Below are 17972 nucleotides of genomic sequence, written 5' to 3' on the forward strand. Positions count from 1 at the left end.
AAAAAATGTAAAAAAGAAACTAATGGAGAAGATTCACAAGCCTAAAAAAGTATTTGTCCAGGGACCGGTCAGCCCGCAGTTTATTGCTGACGCCATTGCGGCGCACCAGTCCAAAACAACTATCGGAGCACATGCAATATTTCTTGGCCAGATCCGGGCGGATAAAAAGGAGGAAGGCACGGTGACAGGGATCGAATATTCGGCTTACGAAGAAATGGCCGAACAAGCTTTTCATAAAATAAGGGAAGAGGCTTTTGCCCGGTTTGAATTGACATGCATGCACATCTACCATAGCCTGGGGCTGGTTCCTGTCGGTGAAATTAGCCTTTTTGTTTTTGTATCCTCCCCACATCGCCGCGCTGCTTTCGAAGCATCGGAATTTGTAGTAGAAGCCATCAAAGCCGACGTCCCGATATTCGGGAAGGAGCTAGTGGAAGGCGGAGCGCATGTATGGAAAGAAAATAGCTAGGGCTTTCAGCTATCGGCTTTCGGCTGTCAGCTTTCGATTTTTTGAATCGACAAATACGAAAACATTCACTCATTCCCCGTTCCACCGCGGCTCATTCACTCACTCATTCACTCATTCAGTCATTCAATCATCCAGTCATTCACACATTCACCCATTAAAAATGGTCGACATAACCCACAAAATAAATACCCTCAGAATTGCGACTGCCCAGGCCGTTGTACAGGTGAGTAAGCAGGAAACCATTGATGCTATTAAAAACAGGAATGTTCCGAAGGGCGATGTTTTTGAAATGGCGAAAGCTGCCGGATTTTTGGCAGTAAAAAAAACACCGGATTTGCTGCCGGATTGCCATCCCATCCCCGTTGAATATACCGGTGTAAATTACAGAATTGAAAACTTATCAATTTTTATTGAGCTCACAGTCAAAACGATCTATAAAACGGGTGTGGAAGTGGAAGCTATGCATGGTGCGTCCGTAGTAGCACTGACTATGTATGATATGCTCAAGCCGATTGACAAGGGAGTTGAAATTCACAACATAAAGTTACTGGAGAAAAAGGGCGGAAAAAGTGATCGAAAGGCAGTTCCGGCTGATATCAAAACTGCTGTCATCGTCTGCTCCGATCGTATTGCCCAGGGAGTAGGAGAGGATAAGTCCGGTAAAAAAATCATTGAAAAACTTGCGGCGATGAATCTTCCTGTAAATGATTACAGTGTTATTCCGGACATAAAGGAAAATATTCAGGAGAAAATACGTAGCTTATGTACTGCTTCATATCGTATGATACTGATCACGGGAGGAACTGGTTTATCTGATCGCGATGTTACTCCGGAAGCAGTGTCGGATCTGATAGATCGGGAAATTCCGGGGATAGCTGAAGCTGCCAGGCAGTACGGACAGGAAAGGATGCCCACTTCCATGCTTTCAAGGTCAGTTGGCGGGTTGGTAGGCGATACGCTTGTGATCACTATGCCTGGAAGTACCGGAGGAGTTACAGAATATATGGATGCGCTTTTTCCGCAGGTATTGCATGTCTTCAGCGTTATAGCAGGCAGCAAACACGAATAGGTTTTAAATAAAAAGATGTCATTACCGATTATTGATTCATTTGGTCGAAAACATACTTATCTGCGTATTTCGCTGACCGATAAGTGTAACCTGCGCTGCACCTACTGTATGCCGCAGGAGGATATGCAGTTTATGCCTTCCAAATGGTTGATGCAGGCAGATGAAATTCAGGCATTGGCGGAGATATTTGTGGAAATGGGCGTTGAAAAAATCCGTCTGACGGGCGGCGAGCCTTTGGTCCGGAAAGATGTAGGTGAAATTATTTCGGGCCTGGGGAAATTACCAACATCGCTCACGCTGACTACTAATGCCGTTTTTATTGACCAGTTTATAGGTAATCTCAAAGAGGCCGGGGTCAATTCTTTGAATGTCAGTCTGGATACCTTGAATCCAGAACGTTTTAAAACAATCACAAAGCGCGATCATTTTTCCACGACGCTGGCCCACATCAGATTGCTGTTGTCCGAAGGTTTTATTGTCAAGGTCAATGTGGTGGTGATGCGCGGGATTAACGATGATGAAGTAAATGATTTTGTGAGGCTGACCATTGATGAGCCCAATATGCATGTTCGTTTCATTGAATTCATGCCTTTTAACGGGAACCAGTGGGACATGTCAAAAATCGTTTCCTATGCAGAGTTAATTTCTACGATCAACAATGAGTTTGATTTCAGACAATTGTCCGGAGAACTGCACGATACCGCCAACCGTTTTCAGGTTTCAGGGGGTGCCGGTACATTCGGGATCATCGGTACGGTTACGCATCCGTTCTGCGGAGGCTGCAACCGGATTCGTCTTACAGCAGACGGAAAACTGAAAAATTGCCTTTTTGATACCTCAGAAATAGACCTACTTACACCTTTACGGGAAGGCAAAGACGTTCGCGCACTCATTTATTCCCACTTTGAAAAAAAGCATTTTGCGCACGGCGGTCATGTCAGCTTCACCGAAAAACAAGCCAAATCCGACTACGAGCAAAACCGCCGTATGATTGCGATTGGCGGGTAACCTTTTCATTGTTGTCTTTCCGAAATGTATCAGGATTTCGATAGTGGCAGAGTACAGCCAAAATCTGTATCACCATGCTGTTTTCTTCAATCTTGAAATGAATGGAGTAGGGGAAAATCTGTTACTGCGAACCGGATCTCATTGTATCTGACCGCATACAGCTTCGGGTTTTCTTTTAATTTAAGAAGCTTTCTTTTTACTTCAAGGCGGGTAAAACCATTCAACCCTTCATTTTTACCACTCAAATAAACCGTGCAACATCACTGGCCTGAAGTCATCTTTTGTGAAATTCTTTAAAGATTTAACATTAGTAACCTTCATTAGCCATGAAAAAATTGATCAAATCTATTGCAGCCGCGGCGCTCGGATTATTTCTCCTCAATACCAACCTTTCAGCAGCAGTTATTGAAACGAAAACAGAATGTAAAAACAACAGCTGTGAAAAATTCAGGATCGGAATGTACCGCTTGAAAGATTCGCTTACGATGAAACTCCTCATGGAAAAGGAGACAGGGGAGCGGGTGGAAATCCGGTTACTGGACGAAAAGGGAAGGGTTGTTCACGAAGAGTACGTGGGCAAATCGATGAAAAAATTCGGACGGAGCCTCAATTTTTCGGATGCCCAGGATGGTAACTATTCTCTGGAAATTTCCAACGATCACGAAAAAATTGTAAAGACAATCCGCCTGTCCACAGCTGAATTGAAAGAGGTTGATCGCCGCATTTTAGTAGGGTTGAATTAGGTTTTGGTTATGCGTTGCAGATTTGAAGCCGCATCATTTCTGTAACGCATTTTTTGTCAACTCTTCTTCCGGGACTCTCGGGCTTAATTTTCCTGCCAGCAGGTCAAAAGTTATTTTCGCCCAGATCAGAATACATGGTACAGCTTTAACCACATAGGGTCTCAGCCATTCGTCCCTTATGAACTTCGGGTAAATGTCCGTAGGGGCCAGTATCGTGAATGCAAATGCCAGCAGAAGCAAATAAAAATTCTCCCTTTTTTGCAGTTGAGAAAAATACCAGAGCGCTACGCCGGTAATAGCTATGATAAAAGTCGGGGATTCTGCCCGGTGGTTAAAAATTACCACCCAGACCAGAACTGACGATAATACTAAAATCCGGAAAATGTAGTTTGAGTACTCGCTGACCCGCAGTAAAGGGATACAAAAAAGCACTGCACCTACCACACTCACATACGTTTTGTTAACCTGCCACCCAAACCAGGTTTTAAGCCAGCCGATCACCGAAAATCCGTCGGAAATGGAATGGTCGTTGGCGAGCAGATTTGCCCAGCTTTTATACAAAAACACGAATTGCTCGGTTGAAACTACCAGCAACGGGAGGAATGTAAGTAGTATGACCCAGAATGCCGTGGTATAAGTGAGTTTGAATTTATTGGGATACAGCAGGTACAATGCGAGGCCGACGATTCCAAACAGCTTGATAAAAATCGTGGATACAAGGCATAAAGATGCTGCCCAATATTTGCCTCTTTCCAGAAACCCGAATGTAAACAGCAGCAATCCTGCAATGAGCCCATTGCTCTGTTCATTCTGAACGGACGTGAGCAACTCTATCAAAACAAAAATCAGGATCAGTCCTTTTGTCCGGACATCGATTTTTGGTAAATAATATACGGAGTAAAAAAGAACAACAGCGTTCAGAATATTCCATAGTGAGAGCCCGAGAATATCCGGCAGTATTGCCAAAACTCCAAAAATAAGCGCGAAAGCGGGACTGTATTTGAACAAATCCCCTTGTTCTTCAACAAAGTCTGCGTACAGATCTTTCGATTCAAGGAGATGAAAAAACGATTGTTTGAAAATGATGTAGTTGTTGTAAGAAGTGTACAGTCGCCCGCCTTCCACGAACGGCCCTAAGTCTGCCAGATAAGACTTCAGACTTGCAAAAATTGCAACGCACACAAATAAGATCAGAATGTATTTTGGATTGATCAAGAAGCGGTTTACAGCATTCATCCCGATTGAGAGATTAGATTTTTAGCCAAATCTATGGATAATTCGCAGCTTACGAGGACTTATTTTAACCGTTTGTCGAATCGGATATCTTCAATATTGGTCACTTTTGCCGATACGTGATCCGGATGCAATGGATTCAGAAGATAATTGTATTCGGTAACAGACTGGGCAGAAGGAACTTTCATAATCCAGTGCTGCTTTTCATCTACCCACGATTCTGTAAGCTGTGCAAGCGCACCGGGATACGGGAAATGCCACCAGTTATCCGGAAGGTCTTCAACTGCCGTTTCCCTGATACCGGCACTTTCCGGAATTTCAATCGTCACCAGTACCTGGTTGCGCGGAATTACGGCCGAATTGGCTAAAATTTCAAGTTTTGCCAGCGAAATATGTTGAGATGTGTAAAGGATTCGGGTGCCCTTGTAATGCCATCTTCCGCCGGTGTACATGCAGCCTGTTCCCTGAAGATCGCTTGCATAAGCAGGGCTTGTGATCCTGTAAAGGCGCATAACTACGAAAAAATGCCGTGTTCTATCCGGAAAAGTACATTGAGAATTTCCTCCCGGCCAATCGAAGACCCCAGTAGATCAAGAGGTTTTTTATTTCCCAATGCCAGCACTGGGCTGTTAAGCCAGGTTTTGAAATCGTCGTCATTTTCAAAAACATCCTGCCCCTTCGCGATGATTTTGGAAAGATCCACAACTTTTTCGCTTTCGCCTGTCGATAATGAGGACTTGTTTTTAATCCTGCGCTGAAAAGTGCTTTCAGACAGGCTTAGCATGTTGCTGAACTGTTTATTGGATAAATTCAGCCGTTTCTGGACGAGCTGGGCTACGGCGATAGGAAATCCTGTTTCGGTGATTTCGATGAAGGACAAAAAGCTGTCGACGTTTTGTTTAAACGCCTTCGGACCGCCTAATATATCAAGAATCTGCGTATGCATACTGTCAAATGATTGAAGTTAAATAATCATTTGACAGTAAATTTAATAAAAAAAATTAACTTAAAGAAGCACTTATTTCATAAATCCAGACGCTTTTAGCCAGCCTTCCATGGCTGCGGGCCAGTTCACCAGTGATCCCTTTCCTTCTGTGCGAAGGCCGTAGCCATGACCGCCGATCGGATAAAGGTGCATTTCTGCGGAAGTCTTGAATTTTTTCAGCGCGAGGTAATATTCGATGCTGTTTTCCACAGGTACTGAGCTGTCATCCATGGCATGTACCAAAAACGCCGGGGGGGTTTTGGCGCTTACCTGCAATTCATTGGAGTAATAGTTGATCAGCTCCTCGGATTTATCCGGGCCCAAAAGTTTGTCACGCGAACCTCCGTGCGAAATGACCGGGCGAAAGGAAACTACAGGATACAGCAAAATGGAGAAATTCGGTTTCGCTTCTTCCGATGCATTGGGTCCCAAATTGTAGTGCGTGGAGATCGTCGCAGCCAAATGCCCGCCGGCCGAAAATCCCATCACACCGATCTTGTTTACATCAATATTCCATTTAGCTGCATTCTGACGGATCATTTTCATTCCCTGCATGGCATCCATTAATGGAACTTCATGCTGATGTGTCATCGCTTTTTCGTCGGGCAGGCGGTACTTCAGAACAAATGCCGAAATTCCGCGGTCATTGAACCATTTGGCGAAATCACTGCCTTCGTGCGAAGCTGCCAGTATGCTGTATCCACCTCCCGGACAGATCATTACTGCTGCGCCGGTTGCTTTTTCCTTTGGAGCAATGTAGGCTGTGATGGTCGGGACGGTAACACCGCTGATCCGCAAAATTCCGCTCGCATCTGTCTCGGATTTTTCCTGGACTGAGCTGGCTTTGAAGTTCGGGATTTTGCCTTCCGGCCAGAGGTTCATTGTTTGATTTTGTGCCATGGAGTGAAATGATAAAGCCGAAAGGCCCAAAGCGATAGCAAGACTGGATATTTTTTTCATCGATGATTTTGCTTTTATCCAAAAAGACGAGCCTCGTAATGATTTACCCAGACGCCCGGCATCACAACCATTCCCTGATAGCAAGGTGCAAATCCCTTTCATTCGCAGCAGTTACATTAACGAGCTGGAATTCACGGTCACCTCGGAGTACACGCCAGCGCCAGTCGAGCTGGCTGATGGTGTTATGTTCATGATTGGAAAACCACCAGGCAGTCAGCAGTTGGTCCTGGCCCTTTTGCAATGTTCCCAGATAAATGCGGTTTCCTGAAACCCGGCCTTCTTTGATATTGGTAAAACTATAACCCGAACCTTTCCAGCAAGTATAAGGACTATGTTCAGCTGCATAAAATGAAGGGATTTCTTTGGTATAGATCAGCGCTTTTTTGTCCTGAAACCGTGTAACCCCTGCATGCAAACGGGTCACCTGATATTTTTTATTAAAAACAAGGGGACTTATTGAAGAGTTGTTGACAACCACATTTTCCGGTAACAGCATAAAACCGGTACATGCGGCAGCTATCAAAACATTTGCAATCAAAATTCCCGGACGCAGAGCTCCGGCTTTTTGCGGGAGCTCATTCACTGATTTGGAAAAATACCTGAAAAAAAACCTGACCAATAAAGTAACCGGTAACCAGACATACGCAAGCAGAGAAATTATTCCTGCAACGTCATGAAGCGGGTTTTGTGGCGGAATGCTGAAAATCACCAAAACAAGGATCCGCATCAGGTTGCAAAGAATATTGAACCCGAACACCAGGATCATTAAAATCGAGGAAATCATCAGGCTTAATTCTCTTTTAGTGGTGTGCTGGTAGTGGGCTATCAGGAAAATACCGCTCAGCAACGCAAATCCGGTCATCTGTAATCCCATGCAAGCCGGATCCACCGAGAATTCGGACCGGTTCAGATGAATAATGTTCCCCGAGACTTCTACCTGGAAACCGAAAATTTGAAGCAATCGGCCCGACCATTCACTTAACTTTAATCTTATCGGAAATGTGAATACTTCGCTGAGGTAACTGAACAAGGGCGAAATGATCAGCAGCAACCATAGCAGCAGTGGCCCGGTTTTACCCCGGCAGCTTTCAATTGTAAAAAGTACCGACGCTATCATTAATAAATACCCGAATGACCTTTCTTTTATAAACAAGCTTCCTACTACCAGGAGCAATACAACGGGCAACAACCTCAGCGATCTTCCCCGGTGCGCCGGTTTTGTCAAAACAAAGGGCACGATGCAAATTCCAATCCAGAATGTAGCGTCACCAAGAAGGTATCCGCGGGTAAGCAGATATGCGAAAAGGGCGGCGTACAAACCAATCAGGATACCGAAAATGGTATTTCTAGAGAACATAATTCCTGAGAGTGTAGAAGGTTACCAGTAAGGCAAAAAGTATGATCAGCACCCATTCATGCGGTTCAGGAACTGCACCTGAATTTTTGATACTGGCATTATCAAGGCTGTTTTTACTTTTTTTGATGTCAAACCGTTCATAATCCTTCTGCGTTTCGAGGACAATCAGGCTGGAAACCGGAGTGACGATATTGGCTTTTGCAGCCTGATCTATCAGTGCCGAGTTTATTTCGGATGCCTTCATATAGCTCTCGTCCAGATATTTTCCCCCGATCTGCCGCATGATCTGATTATATGCAAAGAGTCGTAGCAAATGGTCAGGAGCGTTTTGTTTCACCGGTTGATCCGTTTCGCGGATCAGGATATCCGCCCGGTCTATCCTGACTATGGCCTGGTTATCCGCAGTTACGGTTTCGGGGTCAACAGGGAAGGTATGTTCAGAAATCATTTTGCTGATCTCTTTCAGCTCTTTTCTTTCGCAATGCACAATCCTGAGTTCGGTCAGTGTTTTAAAATAAGGGGAAAGCTCATCTCCGATGTTGAACGTTTTCAGCTTTAAATTATTCAAGTGTCTGTTTTTCAGCATATCACCGAACAAACTGCCCTTCATATCTTTAAGATTGGGAGAGGCAATGGTACCCTTTGTAATTAAAAGGGCTGCATTCAAGTCCCGGACTTTGTGGACAGGGAATAATGTGTACCTTTTTTTCGATAGGCTGTTGAACATTGCGTCCTTATTATTGGCGGTAAGTTTGAGCCAGGCACCGTCATAGATCTGTAAATCGCTATTTTTTAAAAGATTATATAATTCATCAAAGTCACTTTTTGACCAGCTTTTGTTAATGTCGAGATAAAATGTTTTGATTTCGGCAGGTGCCACTATTTCCTGGTAGGGTTCAACCAAGTAGGATTTTCCGCCAAAAGTAAAGCCGGTCGATGCAAGAGGGGTCTTCTTGAACCGTGCTTCCCAAAACTGCTTGTAGCCACCTTTTGCCAGCATGGTGTTGGGTTCGCTGGTTTCTGACTGGAAAGGCATCGATACCAGTCTGGTACTTGAAGGGAAATCGAGCTTTACTGTTTCGGTGGCTGTAACAGTACCTGGTCCCTGGAAATAAATATTTTCATAAACAAGCTGCTCTTCCTCAACTTTCAAAGGCGACGTAACACCAACTTTAAACCGTCTTGTTTCTTCCGGGGTACACGGGAAAACTCTGATTTTTACCGCGTTTCCCTCCTGCCAGTGAATTACGGCCGGATCACGCATTTCTACCCCAACGATAGTTTGATAGGCCGAATCGGCCTTGGTCTGTGAAGTAAGGTACCCTTTTTCTTCTTTTCCATTAATCCAGAGTGAAAGCGAGCTGACAACGGAGCCTTCCGGGAGGTGAAATGTGTACAAGGCCTCCTGCTGGCTGAAATTGGAGGTAGCGTGGTTTCTGATGCTGAGTGTCTTTTCCGTATAGGCCAGACGGTACTCGGGATATATTCTTGCGTGGGTAAGGATATTTTCGGTCCTCAAATTTCTTCCCGACCAGTTTCTCTCCTGGGTACCGTGCCGGGCGTCAAACAAGACTTCCAGTAACTTGATCCGGTCGGACGCCGCTATGCCGGTTTCCTGACTGAAAAGTGATGCGATATAGACCAGAGGGTCATGCCGGGAGATTTCGGCGAGATTATTGTTTCCGGGAAAAGGGTTGAAGCCCGGTTGATGTGTTTGGTACAAAAGATCCCCTTTAATGATTTTTTCACTGATCCAATTGTCGTCCAGAATCTGGCCCAGCACAGCCCAAGCGGGGAGTTCGCTGCTTTTGAGGGTTATATCCTGATTCACCGCGCGGATTTTGAGGGTGGTCCGATTCCATTGAATTGAAAAATACAAGCAAAAGAGCAAGGGGACTGCAACACCCACCAGGATCGGTAGCCGATAGGATTTCCATTTTTGAAAAAGTATACGAATGTGTCCGAATGATAGGATAGCGGGGATAAAAGTGTGGATGGAGATGCCAAAAGCCAGGATGGCGGGAACGCTGATCAGGTAAAGTGGCATCAGATAAATTGCAAAATACAGCCACAAAATAGTGGATGTGCCGAGAAGGAGGAACAGCACCTTCTTGGCTATGTATGGTAAGGAATTCTCCCATTTGATAAGGATACAAACCGCGGCGGAAATCATTATCGCAACAGAAAGCCAGGGAGCCGATTCGTTGAAAATCGGCAGTTCGCGGTTAAGTGTAAAACAGCTTACAATCCCTAAAATCCATAGTAACAGCCGGTGCGGCTGGAATTCTTTTTTCTGGCTTTTCCAGAAGAACTCCATTTTTCCTGTGCCCAGCAGCCAGGTTCCGTAAAATATAAAAATCACATAGTTTAAGACGAAGCTGAGATCCATGATGAAATCCATATTGGAGCCTATTGTTCTGGAAGAGGCCAAAAGAACGATGGAGCCGATCATCAGGCAGCCCAATCCAATAATGTAGTCAATGTCAATGTCAAACCGGGGTGTTTCTTTGTAAACGGGCGAAATGATTTCGGGAGCAGCAGTTGGTTTCATACTTTATTTTTCGTTTTTAAAAGTACTTTGTATTACAAAGTAAAATGAGTGTTTCGAAAAAACCTACTGCCGAAATAAATATTTATTTTGGGTAGAAATGCGTCCAGTTTCCAAGCGGTAGGAACTGGTTTTTAACGGAAAAGCCGACGTTAGCTGATTACAAGCATAGGATAACAGCAGAAAGCTCATATCAGTGAAAACCAGGGTTTTCATTGATATGAGCTTTCTAGGTGAGCAGAAAATGAATTCTGAATATCAGGGTTTTGCCGGGTTGATCATGATATGGGCGCGGTGCGTTCCGGGATCCATGATCCATGGCATTCCGGGTACATCGGGTTTTAGAGGTAGTCCTGTACTTTCGGAAGTTGCATACGGAATGTAGACCACGTAGCGGAGGTAGCCGTCTTTCAGGGTACCGGCAGCTGCATCATACTTGTCTTTTGACCCTGAAAGTGCGAATAGGGTTGAAGGTTGTTTAGGCATTGTCAGTTTTCCTTCTTTTACCTCTTGTTCCCGCATATCAAAAATCTGTTTGGCATTTTTGCCTTCTTTGGTCAGCACCCTTCCGCGTTCCATGAAAGGTTCGAGCTCCGCCAGGTAGCAGGAGACACTGATATCCTCTTTTTTAGGGTCGTCCCCGATGCATACAAAATCGTTGGTCCCGTTCCGGAGAATTTTGAATGTGCCGTCGGCGGCATAACCATATACTTTTGCGCCTTCACGTTTGTCTGTCGGTGCGGCGAGTATTGCCAATTTAATCTGTGTATCCGCGTCGGGAATAGTCTGTTGCGCTTTGATTTGCATGGATATCAAAACCACAGCGACAGTAAAAAAAGTCTTTCTCATATAAAGTAAATGACAGGTGGATTGTCTCTTATACTCTAAATTTAATAATCTTTATTAGAATAGAATAAACAGGCTCAAAGAAATAAAATATCACTATGAACTTAAGAAAATCATTACCATTGTCCGTTGCCGGAACAGTACTTATGGGTTTAATGGTTGCGTTCTATCATTCTTCAAACCCTAGCACGATCCCGAGTGCGAGGCTGGACAGTCTGTATAAAGATCTCACCGACGAACAGAAACGGTCGCCCAAGTATGCCATAGCCGGTTTGTCCGTAGCGAAAGGCCTGGAAGCAACCTTGTTTGCGTCAGAGCCCGTGATTACCAACCCCACCAATATAGATGTGGATCATTTGGGGCGGGTGTGGGTGTGCGAAGCATATAACTACCGGCCAGCGATCAATGGAAATCCTACGCATCAGGAAGGCGACCGTATTTTGATACTTGAAGACACGGACGGTGATGGCAAGTCGGACAAAACAACTGTTTTTTACCAGGGGCCTGAAATCAACTCACCGCTGGGCGTATGGGTAATGGGCAATAGGGTTGTGGTTTCACAAAGTCCGTACGTCTGGCTTTTTACAGATGAAAATAACGATGGCAAAGCAGATAAAAAAGAAGTGATTTTTGAAGGGGTAGGAGGCGAGCAGCACGATCATGGCATGCATGCTTTTACTTTCGGCCCAGATGGGAAATTATATTTCAACTTTGGAAATGAGGGCGGGCATCTTCTGGATGGAAAAGGTAAGGCGGTAATCGGAAAAGACGGCCAGCCAATCGATTTCAAGAAGTTGAAACAAGGTATGGTGTTCCGGTGCGATCCTGATTTTAAAAATATCGAAGTCCTGGGGAATAATTTCAGGAACAACTATGAGGTGGCCGTGGACAGCTATGGCACCATGTGGCAATCGGACAATGATGATGACGGTAACAAAGGTGTCCGGATCAACTATGTGATGCAATACGGCAATTATGGTTATACAGACGAGCTTACAGGAGCTGGCTGGCGTGCAAACCGGACCAATATCGAAGATTCCATTCCTTACCGTCACTGGCATTTGAATGATCCGGGCGTTGTTCCGAATTTATTACAAACCGGCTCGGGATCGCCTACAGGAATGGTGATCTATGAAGGCCGGCTGTTGCCAAAGGAATTCTGGGACCAGATGATCCACTGTGAGCCGGGGCATAATGTGGTCCGCTCTTATCCTGTTCAAAAAGCTGGCGCGGGCTACACAGCGAACATTGTCAATGTAATAGACGGTAAAAGAGATCAGTGGTTCCGCCCATCGGACGTTTGTGTCGCACCGGACGGTTCGCTCATTGTTTCCGACTGGTATGATCCGGGCGTTGGAGGACACCAGGCCGGGGATCAGAACAAAGGTCGCTTGTACAGGGTGGCGCCAGCCAATACACCATACCGCGTTCCGAAAACTGATTTCACGACAATAGAAGGTGCAATTGATGCGCTGCAAAGCCCGAATCTTTCGATACGTTATTTCGCCTGGAATGCACTGAATAAAATGGGCGAAAGCGCTGCCCCTGCGCTGGATAAGCTGTTTTCTGATAAAAAAGCTAATCCCCGCATGCGGACCAGGGCATTCTGGTTGCTGAGCAAATTACCGGCTTCTAATAAAAAGTATATTGATAAGGCTATCAAAGATACTAACCCCGATATCCGTATTGCAGGCCTGCGCGCAGCCAGCGAGCAGAAAGCAATTGACATTACCAGTTACATTAAAATACTGGCAAAAGATGCCGACCCGCAGGTACGCAGGGAATGCGCGTTGCTGCTTCATCATAACAAATCTGCTAATTCGCCTGCATTGTGGGCAGATCTGGCTTTGCAGTATGACGGCAAAGATCGGTGGTACCTGGAAGCCCTGGGTATAGGCGCCGATGGACAATGGGATTCATTTTTTAAAGCCTGGCTTGCAAAAGCAGGAGCAAATCCAATTGCTACCAAGGCTGGAAAAGACATTGTATGGAGGTCGCGAGGAAAAGAATCCGTTAATTTGCTGGCGTCCCTTGCGGGCGATGTCAATACGGATTTGAAAAGCCGCCTCCGTTATTTCCGAGCATTTGACTTTAATCCCGGTGCCAACGAAAAATCCACCGCGTTGCTGAAAATTATGGAGGGTAACGCGGCAAACCAGAGCGAAGTGAATGAACTCGCACTACGCCACCTGGATCCTGCATTTGTGAAAAAAAGCCCTGAGGCGATGGCGGCGGTTAAGAAATTGCTGGATAGTTCTTACGGTACACAGACCTACATGGAGCTCGTAGCCCGCTACGAACTGACCTCCGAAAACAAGAGATTGCTGGAGCTGGCGATCGGGCAGGCGTCGACCAATAGCGGACGTGCGGCCGGGGCCTTACTCATGAAGCAGGGGGGCGGGGATATGGTATGGAGTACGATCAAAGGAGAGGATGCTTCACGGGCCGAAAATATACTGGCAGCGATCAAAGGAGTGGGTAGCAAAGAATCTCTTGAGATCCTTAAAACGGTTGCATTGGATTCCAAATATCCTATTGCTTTGCGAACGGAGGCAGTAAAAGCACTTGGCGGAACAATGAGCGGTGAAGATGTCGTATTGGCACTGTTAAAAGATGGTAAAATTGGGGGGGATCTGAAAACCGCGGCCGTACAAGGATTGAGCGGGGCATGGAGGAAATCTGTGAAAATCGAGGCGGCGAAGTATATTGAAGGAACGGCTACCGCTGTCAAAAAGCATCCTGAGCTCAAAGAACTGCTTACACTGAAAGGCAGTAATGCAAAAGGGAAACAGGTGTTTTCCATGTACTGCTCGGTATGCCACCAGGTTAATGGCGAAGGAATGGATTTTGGCCCTAAACTTTCCGAGATCGGGAGCAAATTGCCAAAAGAAGCACAATATGCGGCTATTTTCGAACCGAGTGCGGGTATCGGGTTTGGTTATGAAGGTTTTGAAGTGCAGCTCAAAGACGGTTCGGCGGTTTCTGGTATTGTTGCCAGTAAAACGGAAACCGACCTGATCCTGAAATTCCCTGGCGGAGCGACGCAGGAATATAAAATGTCACAGGTTAAGTCCATCAAACCGATGAAAGACTCCATGATGCCAGCCGGCTTGCAGGACGCCATGAGCACTGACGAATTGGTAAGTCTGGTTGATTATTTGAGTAGTTTGAAGAAGAAATAGTTGAAAGAGAAATAGTTAAAGCCGGAAAGTGTTTTTTACACTTTCCGGCTTTAAGCTTTATAAGGCACTGCCTTGATCAGCCTTAGGTTATTGAGCTGGCTGATCTTGAGAATATTTTCTTTGGGTACGATCTTCCGGTTAATCCAGTTGTTTAGCACCATAGTATTTTTCAATCCAAAACGCCTGCAATATTCTTTCATGGTTACCCATTCACTCAAAGGGTATTTGAGCCCGTCAATCTCAATGGAGATATTTTTTGTCTCAAATTCAGATATTAACATAGCAGCTTTTTGACGAGTTTTAATTGCATCTGACATCATCTCGTCCGCTTTCTGCAACATGGCTTTTCTGATTTGGCTGCGTTCTTCCTCAGTCGCTCTTGCAAAATAATCCAAGCCTTCTTTGCTTGCAGATTCGTATTCATCCTGGGTGGCAGCACTCATTAAATTTTTGATCAAAGTTTTCATATCATTAGTATCTCAACGATTTTTTAGAATTTCATTCAGCTTTTTAATTGAATCATCAAGCTCTTGAATTCGTCAAGAATCTGATCCTGAGGAACGTCAGTAAGTGCACCGATAGCATTCAAATTCCGAAGTGTGATTTTAAGTTTTCCCTGCTGCATCAAATGCTCAGCGAAAAGCAGTCGCAGTTTTTCTTTCATGTTATTTAGTGTATGTAATTAATTCAAAAATAAATAGTTTTGTGATATTACATAACAAATATTTTGTAGAACTATTTGCCATAAAATTTCACTTCCCGCTAACTTCATTTCGTTATTCAGGAAACATAAGGTATTTTTAAAGGTTTTTTGAGTTTCCTTTCTTCATCAAAATTTTTGTTTTGAAACAATACAATTGTAAAAAATCTGCCCTCCTAATTGCCGTAAGTAGCCTGCTCTTTAATTTCTACGGTATCTGTCAAGTCGCTGATTCATTGGTTATTTCCGATCCTGACAGTATTTATGCTGCCCTTTCCGAGCCTGAAAGGCGTTTCTCCCGGAATGCTGTGGCCGGGCTAAAGGTAGCCGACGGCCTGGAAGCAACACTTTTTTCCTCTGAACCTGATATTACCAATCCGATCAACGTTGACGTGGATCATCGCGGGCGGGTGTGGGTTTGTGAAGCTTATAATTATCGTCCGGCCGTGAACGGTAAGTCAGAACTTGGCGTGGGTGACAGAATTGTGATCCTCGAAGACAAAGATGGTGATGGAAAATCCGATGTAACCAAAATCTTTTATCAGGGGCCGGAACTTGCGGCACCTCTGGGGATATGGGTGATGGGAAACAAGGCGGTCGTTTCCCAAAGTCCCTATGTATGGCTTTTTACGGATACGGATGGGGATGATAAAGCAGACGTTAAAGAGATTTTGTTCAAGGGAATCGGCGGTTCACAAAATGATGCAGGTATACATGCTTTTGTTTTTGGCCCCGACGGGAAATTTTATTTCAATTTTGGAAATGCGGGCAGGCAGCTTGTCGACGGGCAGGACCGGCCGTTACTGGACAAATACGAAAGACCAATCGACTTCAGGCAATATAAGCAGGGCGTAGTTTTCAGGTGCGATCAGGATTTTACCAAAGTTGAAATTCTTGCCGAGAACTTTCGCAATGGTTTTGAAGTGGCCGTGGACAGCTATGGCACCATGTGGCAGTCGGACCAGGAAGAACCCGGCAATGAAGGCGACCGGGTTTCCTATGTGATGGAAAATGGGAATTTTGGTTATATCGATGAAATGAACGGTTCGAGCTGGCGGATCAATCGTACCAATCTGGAAGATGAGATTCCGCGTCGGCACTGGCATCAGAACGATCCCGGCGTTGTCCCCAATCTGCTGCAGACTGGCTCCGGTTTTCCAATGGGGATGACGATATATGAAGGAGATTTACTGCCCAGGCGCTACTGGGACCAAATCCTTCTGGCAGATGCTGGTCAGCATTATGTAAGTTCTTTTCCGGTTCAGGTGGACGGCGCAGGTTATAAATCTACCGGCATTATTCCATTGGTTGAAGGGACCAGGGACAAATGGTTCCGTCCGACAGACGTGTGTGTAGCGCCGGATGGTTCACTGATTGTTTCCGACTGGTACGATCCTGTGATCGGTTCCAATAAAATGAAGGACAAAAGCCGGGGCAGGTTGTTTCGGATCGCACCGCCCGGCACGCGATATAAGATTCCCGTTTATGATCTTTCCATTCCCGAGCAAGCTGTAAAAGCATTGCAAAGCCCTAATTTATCGATGCGTTACCTGGCTTGGAATGCCTGTGTGAAATTGGGTTGGGCTGCCGAGCCTTTTCTGGAAGAACTGTTGAGGAATGTTGCTTTAAATCCCAGATTGAGGGCAAGGGCTTTGTGGGTGCTGAACAGAATTGAAGGTTTTAATTACAGGAGTCTGGATATCGCTTTCAGGGAAATCAATCCGAATCTACGGATCACCGCCCTGCGGGCGGTGCGCCAGAGGAACAGCGATCCGACTGAGTATATCAAAAGGCTGACCGCTGACCACGATCCTCAGGTAAGGCGCGAATGTGCTTTGGCCATTAATCACAACCATACATACGAGGCGCTGGACGTGTGGCTGCAGCTTGCCAGGCAGTACAAAGGAAATGACAGGTGGTCTGTGGAGGCACTGAGTGTAGGAGCCATTGGTCAGTGGGAGCGTATTTTTCCTGCCTGGCTCGCCAATGCAGGGCCCAATCCTGGTGGCACAGATGCGGGAAAAGATATTATCTGGCTGGCCCGCACGAGAAAAGCAATACCTTATCTTACTACGCTTGCTGCCGATACTTCTGTCAGTTTCAAGAGCCGCCTGCGTTATTTCCGGGCTTTTGATTTCTTTCACGCCGGCTACGAAAAATCACAGGCCCTGTTGAATGTGATGACTGTTAATTCATCCGACCGGATCGAGGTAAGTAAGCTCGCGCTTTTGCATTTGGATAAATCATTTGTGACAAATTCGCAGCAGGGACTAACTGCATTGAATAAACTGCTGGACGAAACCTACGGAACTGAGGATTACATTGAGCTGATGACCCGATATGAAATTGAATCCGAAAACGGAAGGTTATTTAAACTAGCCCTCGATAAATCGGATGAAGTGATAGGCAGGGACGCGGGCAGGCTGCTAATGGAGCAGGCAGGGATTTCATTTGTCTCACAAAAACTTGCCGGTTTGAATGAGAAACAAAAATCAGCTTTGCTTGCGTCCTTACAAACTGTGGGAAGCCCGGAATCTGTTTATCTGTTGCGCAACGCCGCCCTCGATTCCGACCAGCCGTTATCTGTAAGAAAAAATGCTGCCCGTTATCTGGGTGCGAGCTGGCCGGGAGAAGAAGCTGTTGTGAAAATACTGAAAGAAGATCTACTGGACGGAGAGGTGAAAGAAGCGCTCTTGGAAGGGGTCAAAAATGCGTACCGGGAAGATGTAAAGCGTGAACTGGCACCGTTTTTCCCACCTCCGGTGGTGGAAGCTGTGGCGGTTCCGGTGGATGTTCAACCAACAAAGGAAAAAAAGAGAAGGAGGCGGGGAAGCCGCTGAGTTTAGAATGGCATAAGCGGTATATTTGTGCG

Annotated in this window: 15 protein-coding genes; 6 read left to right on the top strand and 9 right to left on the bottom strand. The window is 45.5% G+C overall.

All coding sequences use genetic code 11. From position 1 onward, the window contains the following. Nucleotides 1–22: 22 nt before the first annotated feature. The 4 genes from FBF61_RS26050 to FBF61_RS26065 all read left to right on the top strand — a co-directional run bounded on the left by FBF61_RS26050 (nt 23) and on the right by FBF61_RS26065 (nt 3289). Nucleotides 23–469 carry a molybdenum cofactor biosynthesis protein MoaE gene (locus FBF61_RS26050; RefSeq protein WP_138482918.1) on the top strand — a complete coding sequence of 149 codons (447 nt, stop codon included), beginning with the start codon at nt 23–25 and terminating at the stop codon, nt 467–469. A 160-nt stretch (nt 470–629) separates the two neighbouring features. Continuing rightward, nucleotides 630–1538: a bifunctional molybdenum cofactor biosynthesis protein MoaC/MoaB gene (gene moaCB / locus FBF61_RS26055; protein ID WP_138482920.1), complete on the top strand. Its 909-nt coding sequence runs from the start codon at nt 630–632 to the stop codon at nt 1536–1538. 15 nt (nt 1539–1553) lie between these two features. Then, nucleotides 1554–2546, top strand: coding sequence for a GTP 3',8-cyclase MoaA (gene moaA, locus FBF61_RS26060; RefSeq protein WP_138482922.1), 993 nt, complete (start codon nt 1554–1556; stop codon nt 2544–2546). Nucleotides 2547–2872: 326 nt separating this feature from the next. Further along, nucleotides 2873–3289, top strand: coding sequence for a T9SS type A sorting domain-containing protein (locus FBF61_RS26065; protein ID WP_138482924.1), 417 nt, complete (start codon nt 2873–2875; stop codon nt 3287–3289). A gap of 33 nt (nt 3290–3322) precedes the next feature. Here FBF61_RS26065 and FBF61_RS26070 read toward each other — a convergent pair whose 3' ends face one another. The 7 genes from FBF61_RS26070 to FBF61_RS26100 form a co-directional block, all read right to left on the bottom strand. After that, nucleotides 3323–4525 (bottom strand): glycosyltransferase family 87 protein, encoded by a 1203-nt coding sequence (locus FBF61_RS26070; RefSeq protein WP_138482926.1) that lies wholly within the window; start codon nt 4523–4525, stop codon nt 3323–3325. 59 nt (nt 4526–4584) lie between these two features. Beyond that, on the bottom strand, nt 4585–5034 hold the full coding sequence (locus tag FBF61_RS26075; RefSeq protein WP_138482928.1) for an RES family NAD+ phosphorylase: 450 nt from the start codon (nt 5032–5034) through the stop codon (nt 4585–4587). Nucleotides 5035–5036: 2 nt separating this feature from the next. Then, nucleotides 5037–5468, bottom strand: a complete 432-nt coding sequence (locus tag FBF61_RS26080) for an Xre family toxin-antitoxin system antitoxin (RefSeq protein ID WP_138482930.1) — start codon at nt 5466–5468, stop codon at nt 5037–5039. Between the two features lie 72 nt (nt 5469–5540). Beyond that, nucleotides 5541–6467: an alpha/beta hydrolase gene (locus FBF61_RS26085; RefSeq protein ID WP_138482932.1), complete on the bottom strand. Its 927-nt coding sequence runs from the start codon at nt 6465–6467 to the stop codon at nt 5541–5543. Between the two features lie 61 nt (nt 6468–6528). Beyond that, nucleotides 6529–7824, bottom strand: a complete 1296-nt coding sequence (gene xrtN / locus FBF61_RS26090; RefSeq protein ID WP_138482934.1) for an exosortase N — start codon at nt 7822–7824, stop codon at nt 6529–6531. Next, nucleotides 7814–10375: an XrtN-dependent VIT domain-containing protein gene (locus FBF61_RS26095; protein WP_138482936.1), complete on the bottom strand. Its 2562-nt coding sequence runs from the start codon at nt 10373–10375 to the stop codon at nt 7814–7816. The genes xrtN and FBF61_RS26095 overlap by 11 nt, the downstream gene beginning before the upstream one ends. 255 nt (nt 10376–10630) lie before the next feature. Beyond that, entirely contained in the window at nt 10631–11221 is a 591-nt protein-coding gene (locus FBF61_RS26100) for a hypothetical protein (RefSeq protein ID WP_138482938.1), read from the bottom strand. Nucleotides 11222–11316: 95 nt separating this feature from the next. Here FBF61_RS26100 and FBF61_RS26105 point away from each other — a divergent pair, with 95 nt between their 5' ends. After that, nucleotides 11317–14400 (top strand): PVC-type heme-binding CxxCH protein, encoded by a 3084-nt coding sequence (locus FBF61_RS26105; RefSeq protein WP_138482940.1) that lies wholly within the window; start codon nt 11317–11319, stop codon nt 14398–14400. Nucleotides 14401–14450: 50 nt separating this feature from the next. Here the strand turns inward: FBF61_RS26105 and FBF61_RS26110 are convergent, their stop codons facing one another. Beyond that, nucleotides 14451–14867: a hypothetical protein gene (locus FBF61_RS26110; protein WP_138482942.1), complete on the bottom strand. Its 417-nt coding sequence runs from the start codon at nt 14865–14867 to the stop codon at nt 14451–14453. Nucleotides 14868–14902: 35 nt separating this feature from the next. Next, a complete protein-coding gene (locus FBF61_RS34710; RefSeq protein WP_166444614.1) occupies nt 14903–15064 on the bottom strand; it encodes a hypothetical protein in 162 nt (53 codons plus the stop codon). Between the two features lie 179 nt (nt 15065–15243). Here FBF61_RS34710 and FBF61_RS26115 point away from each other — a divergent pair, with 179 nt between their 5' ends. Further along, nucleotides 15244–17940 (top strand): PVC-type heme-binding CxxCH protein, encoded by a 2697-nt coding sequence (locus FBF61_RS26115; protein ID WP_229215228.1) that lies wholly within the window; start codon nt 15244–15246, stop codon nt 17938–17940. The last annotated feature ends 32 nt before the right edge of the window (nt 17941–17972 follow it).

The organism is Dyadobacter bucti (genome assembly GCF_005869225.1).
GTDB classification, from domain to species: Bacteria; Bacteroidota; Bacteroidia; order Cytophagales; family Spirosomataceae; genus Dyadobacter; species Dyadobacter bucti.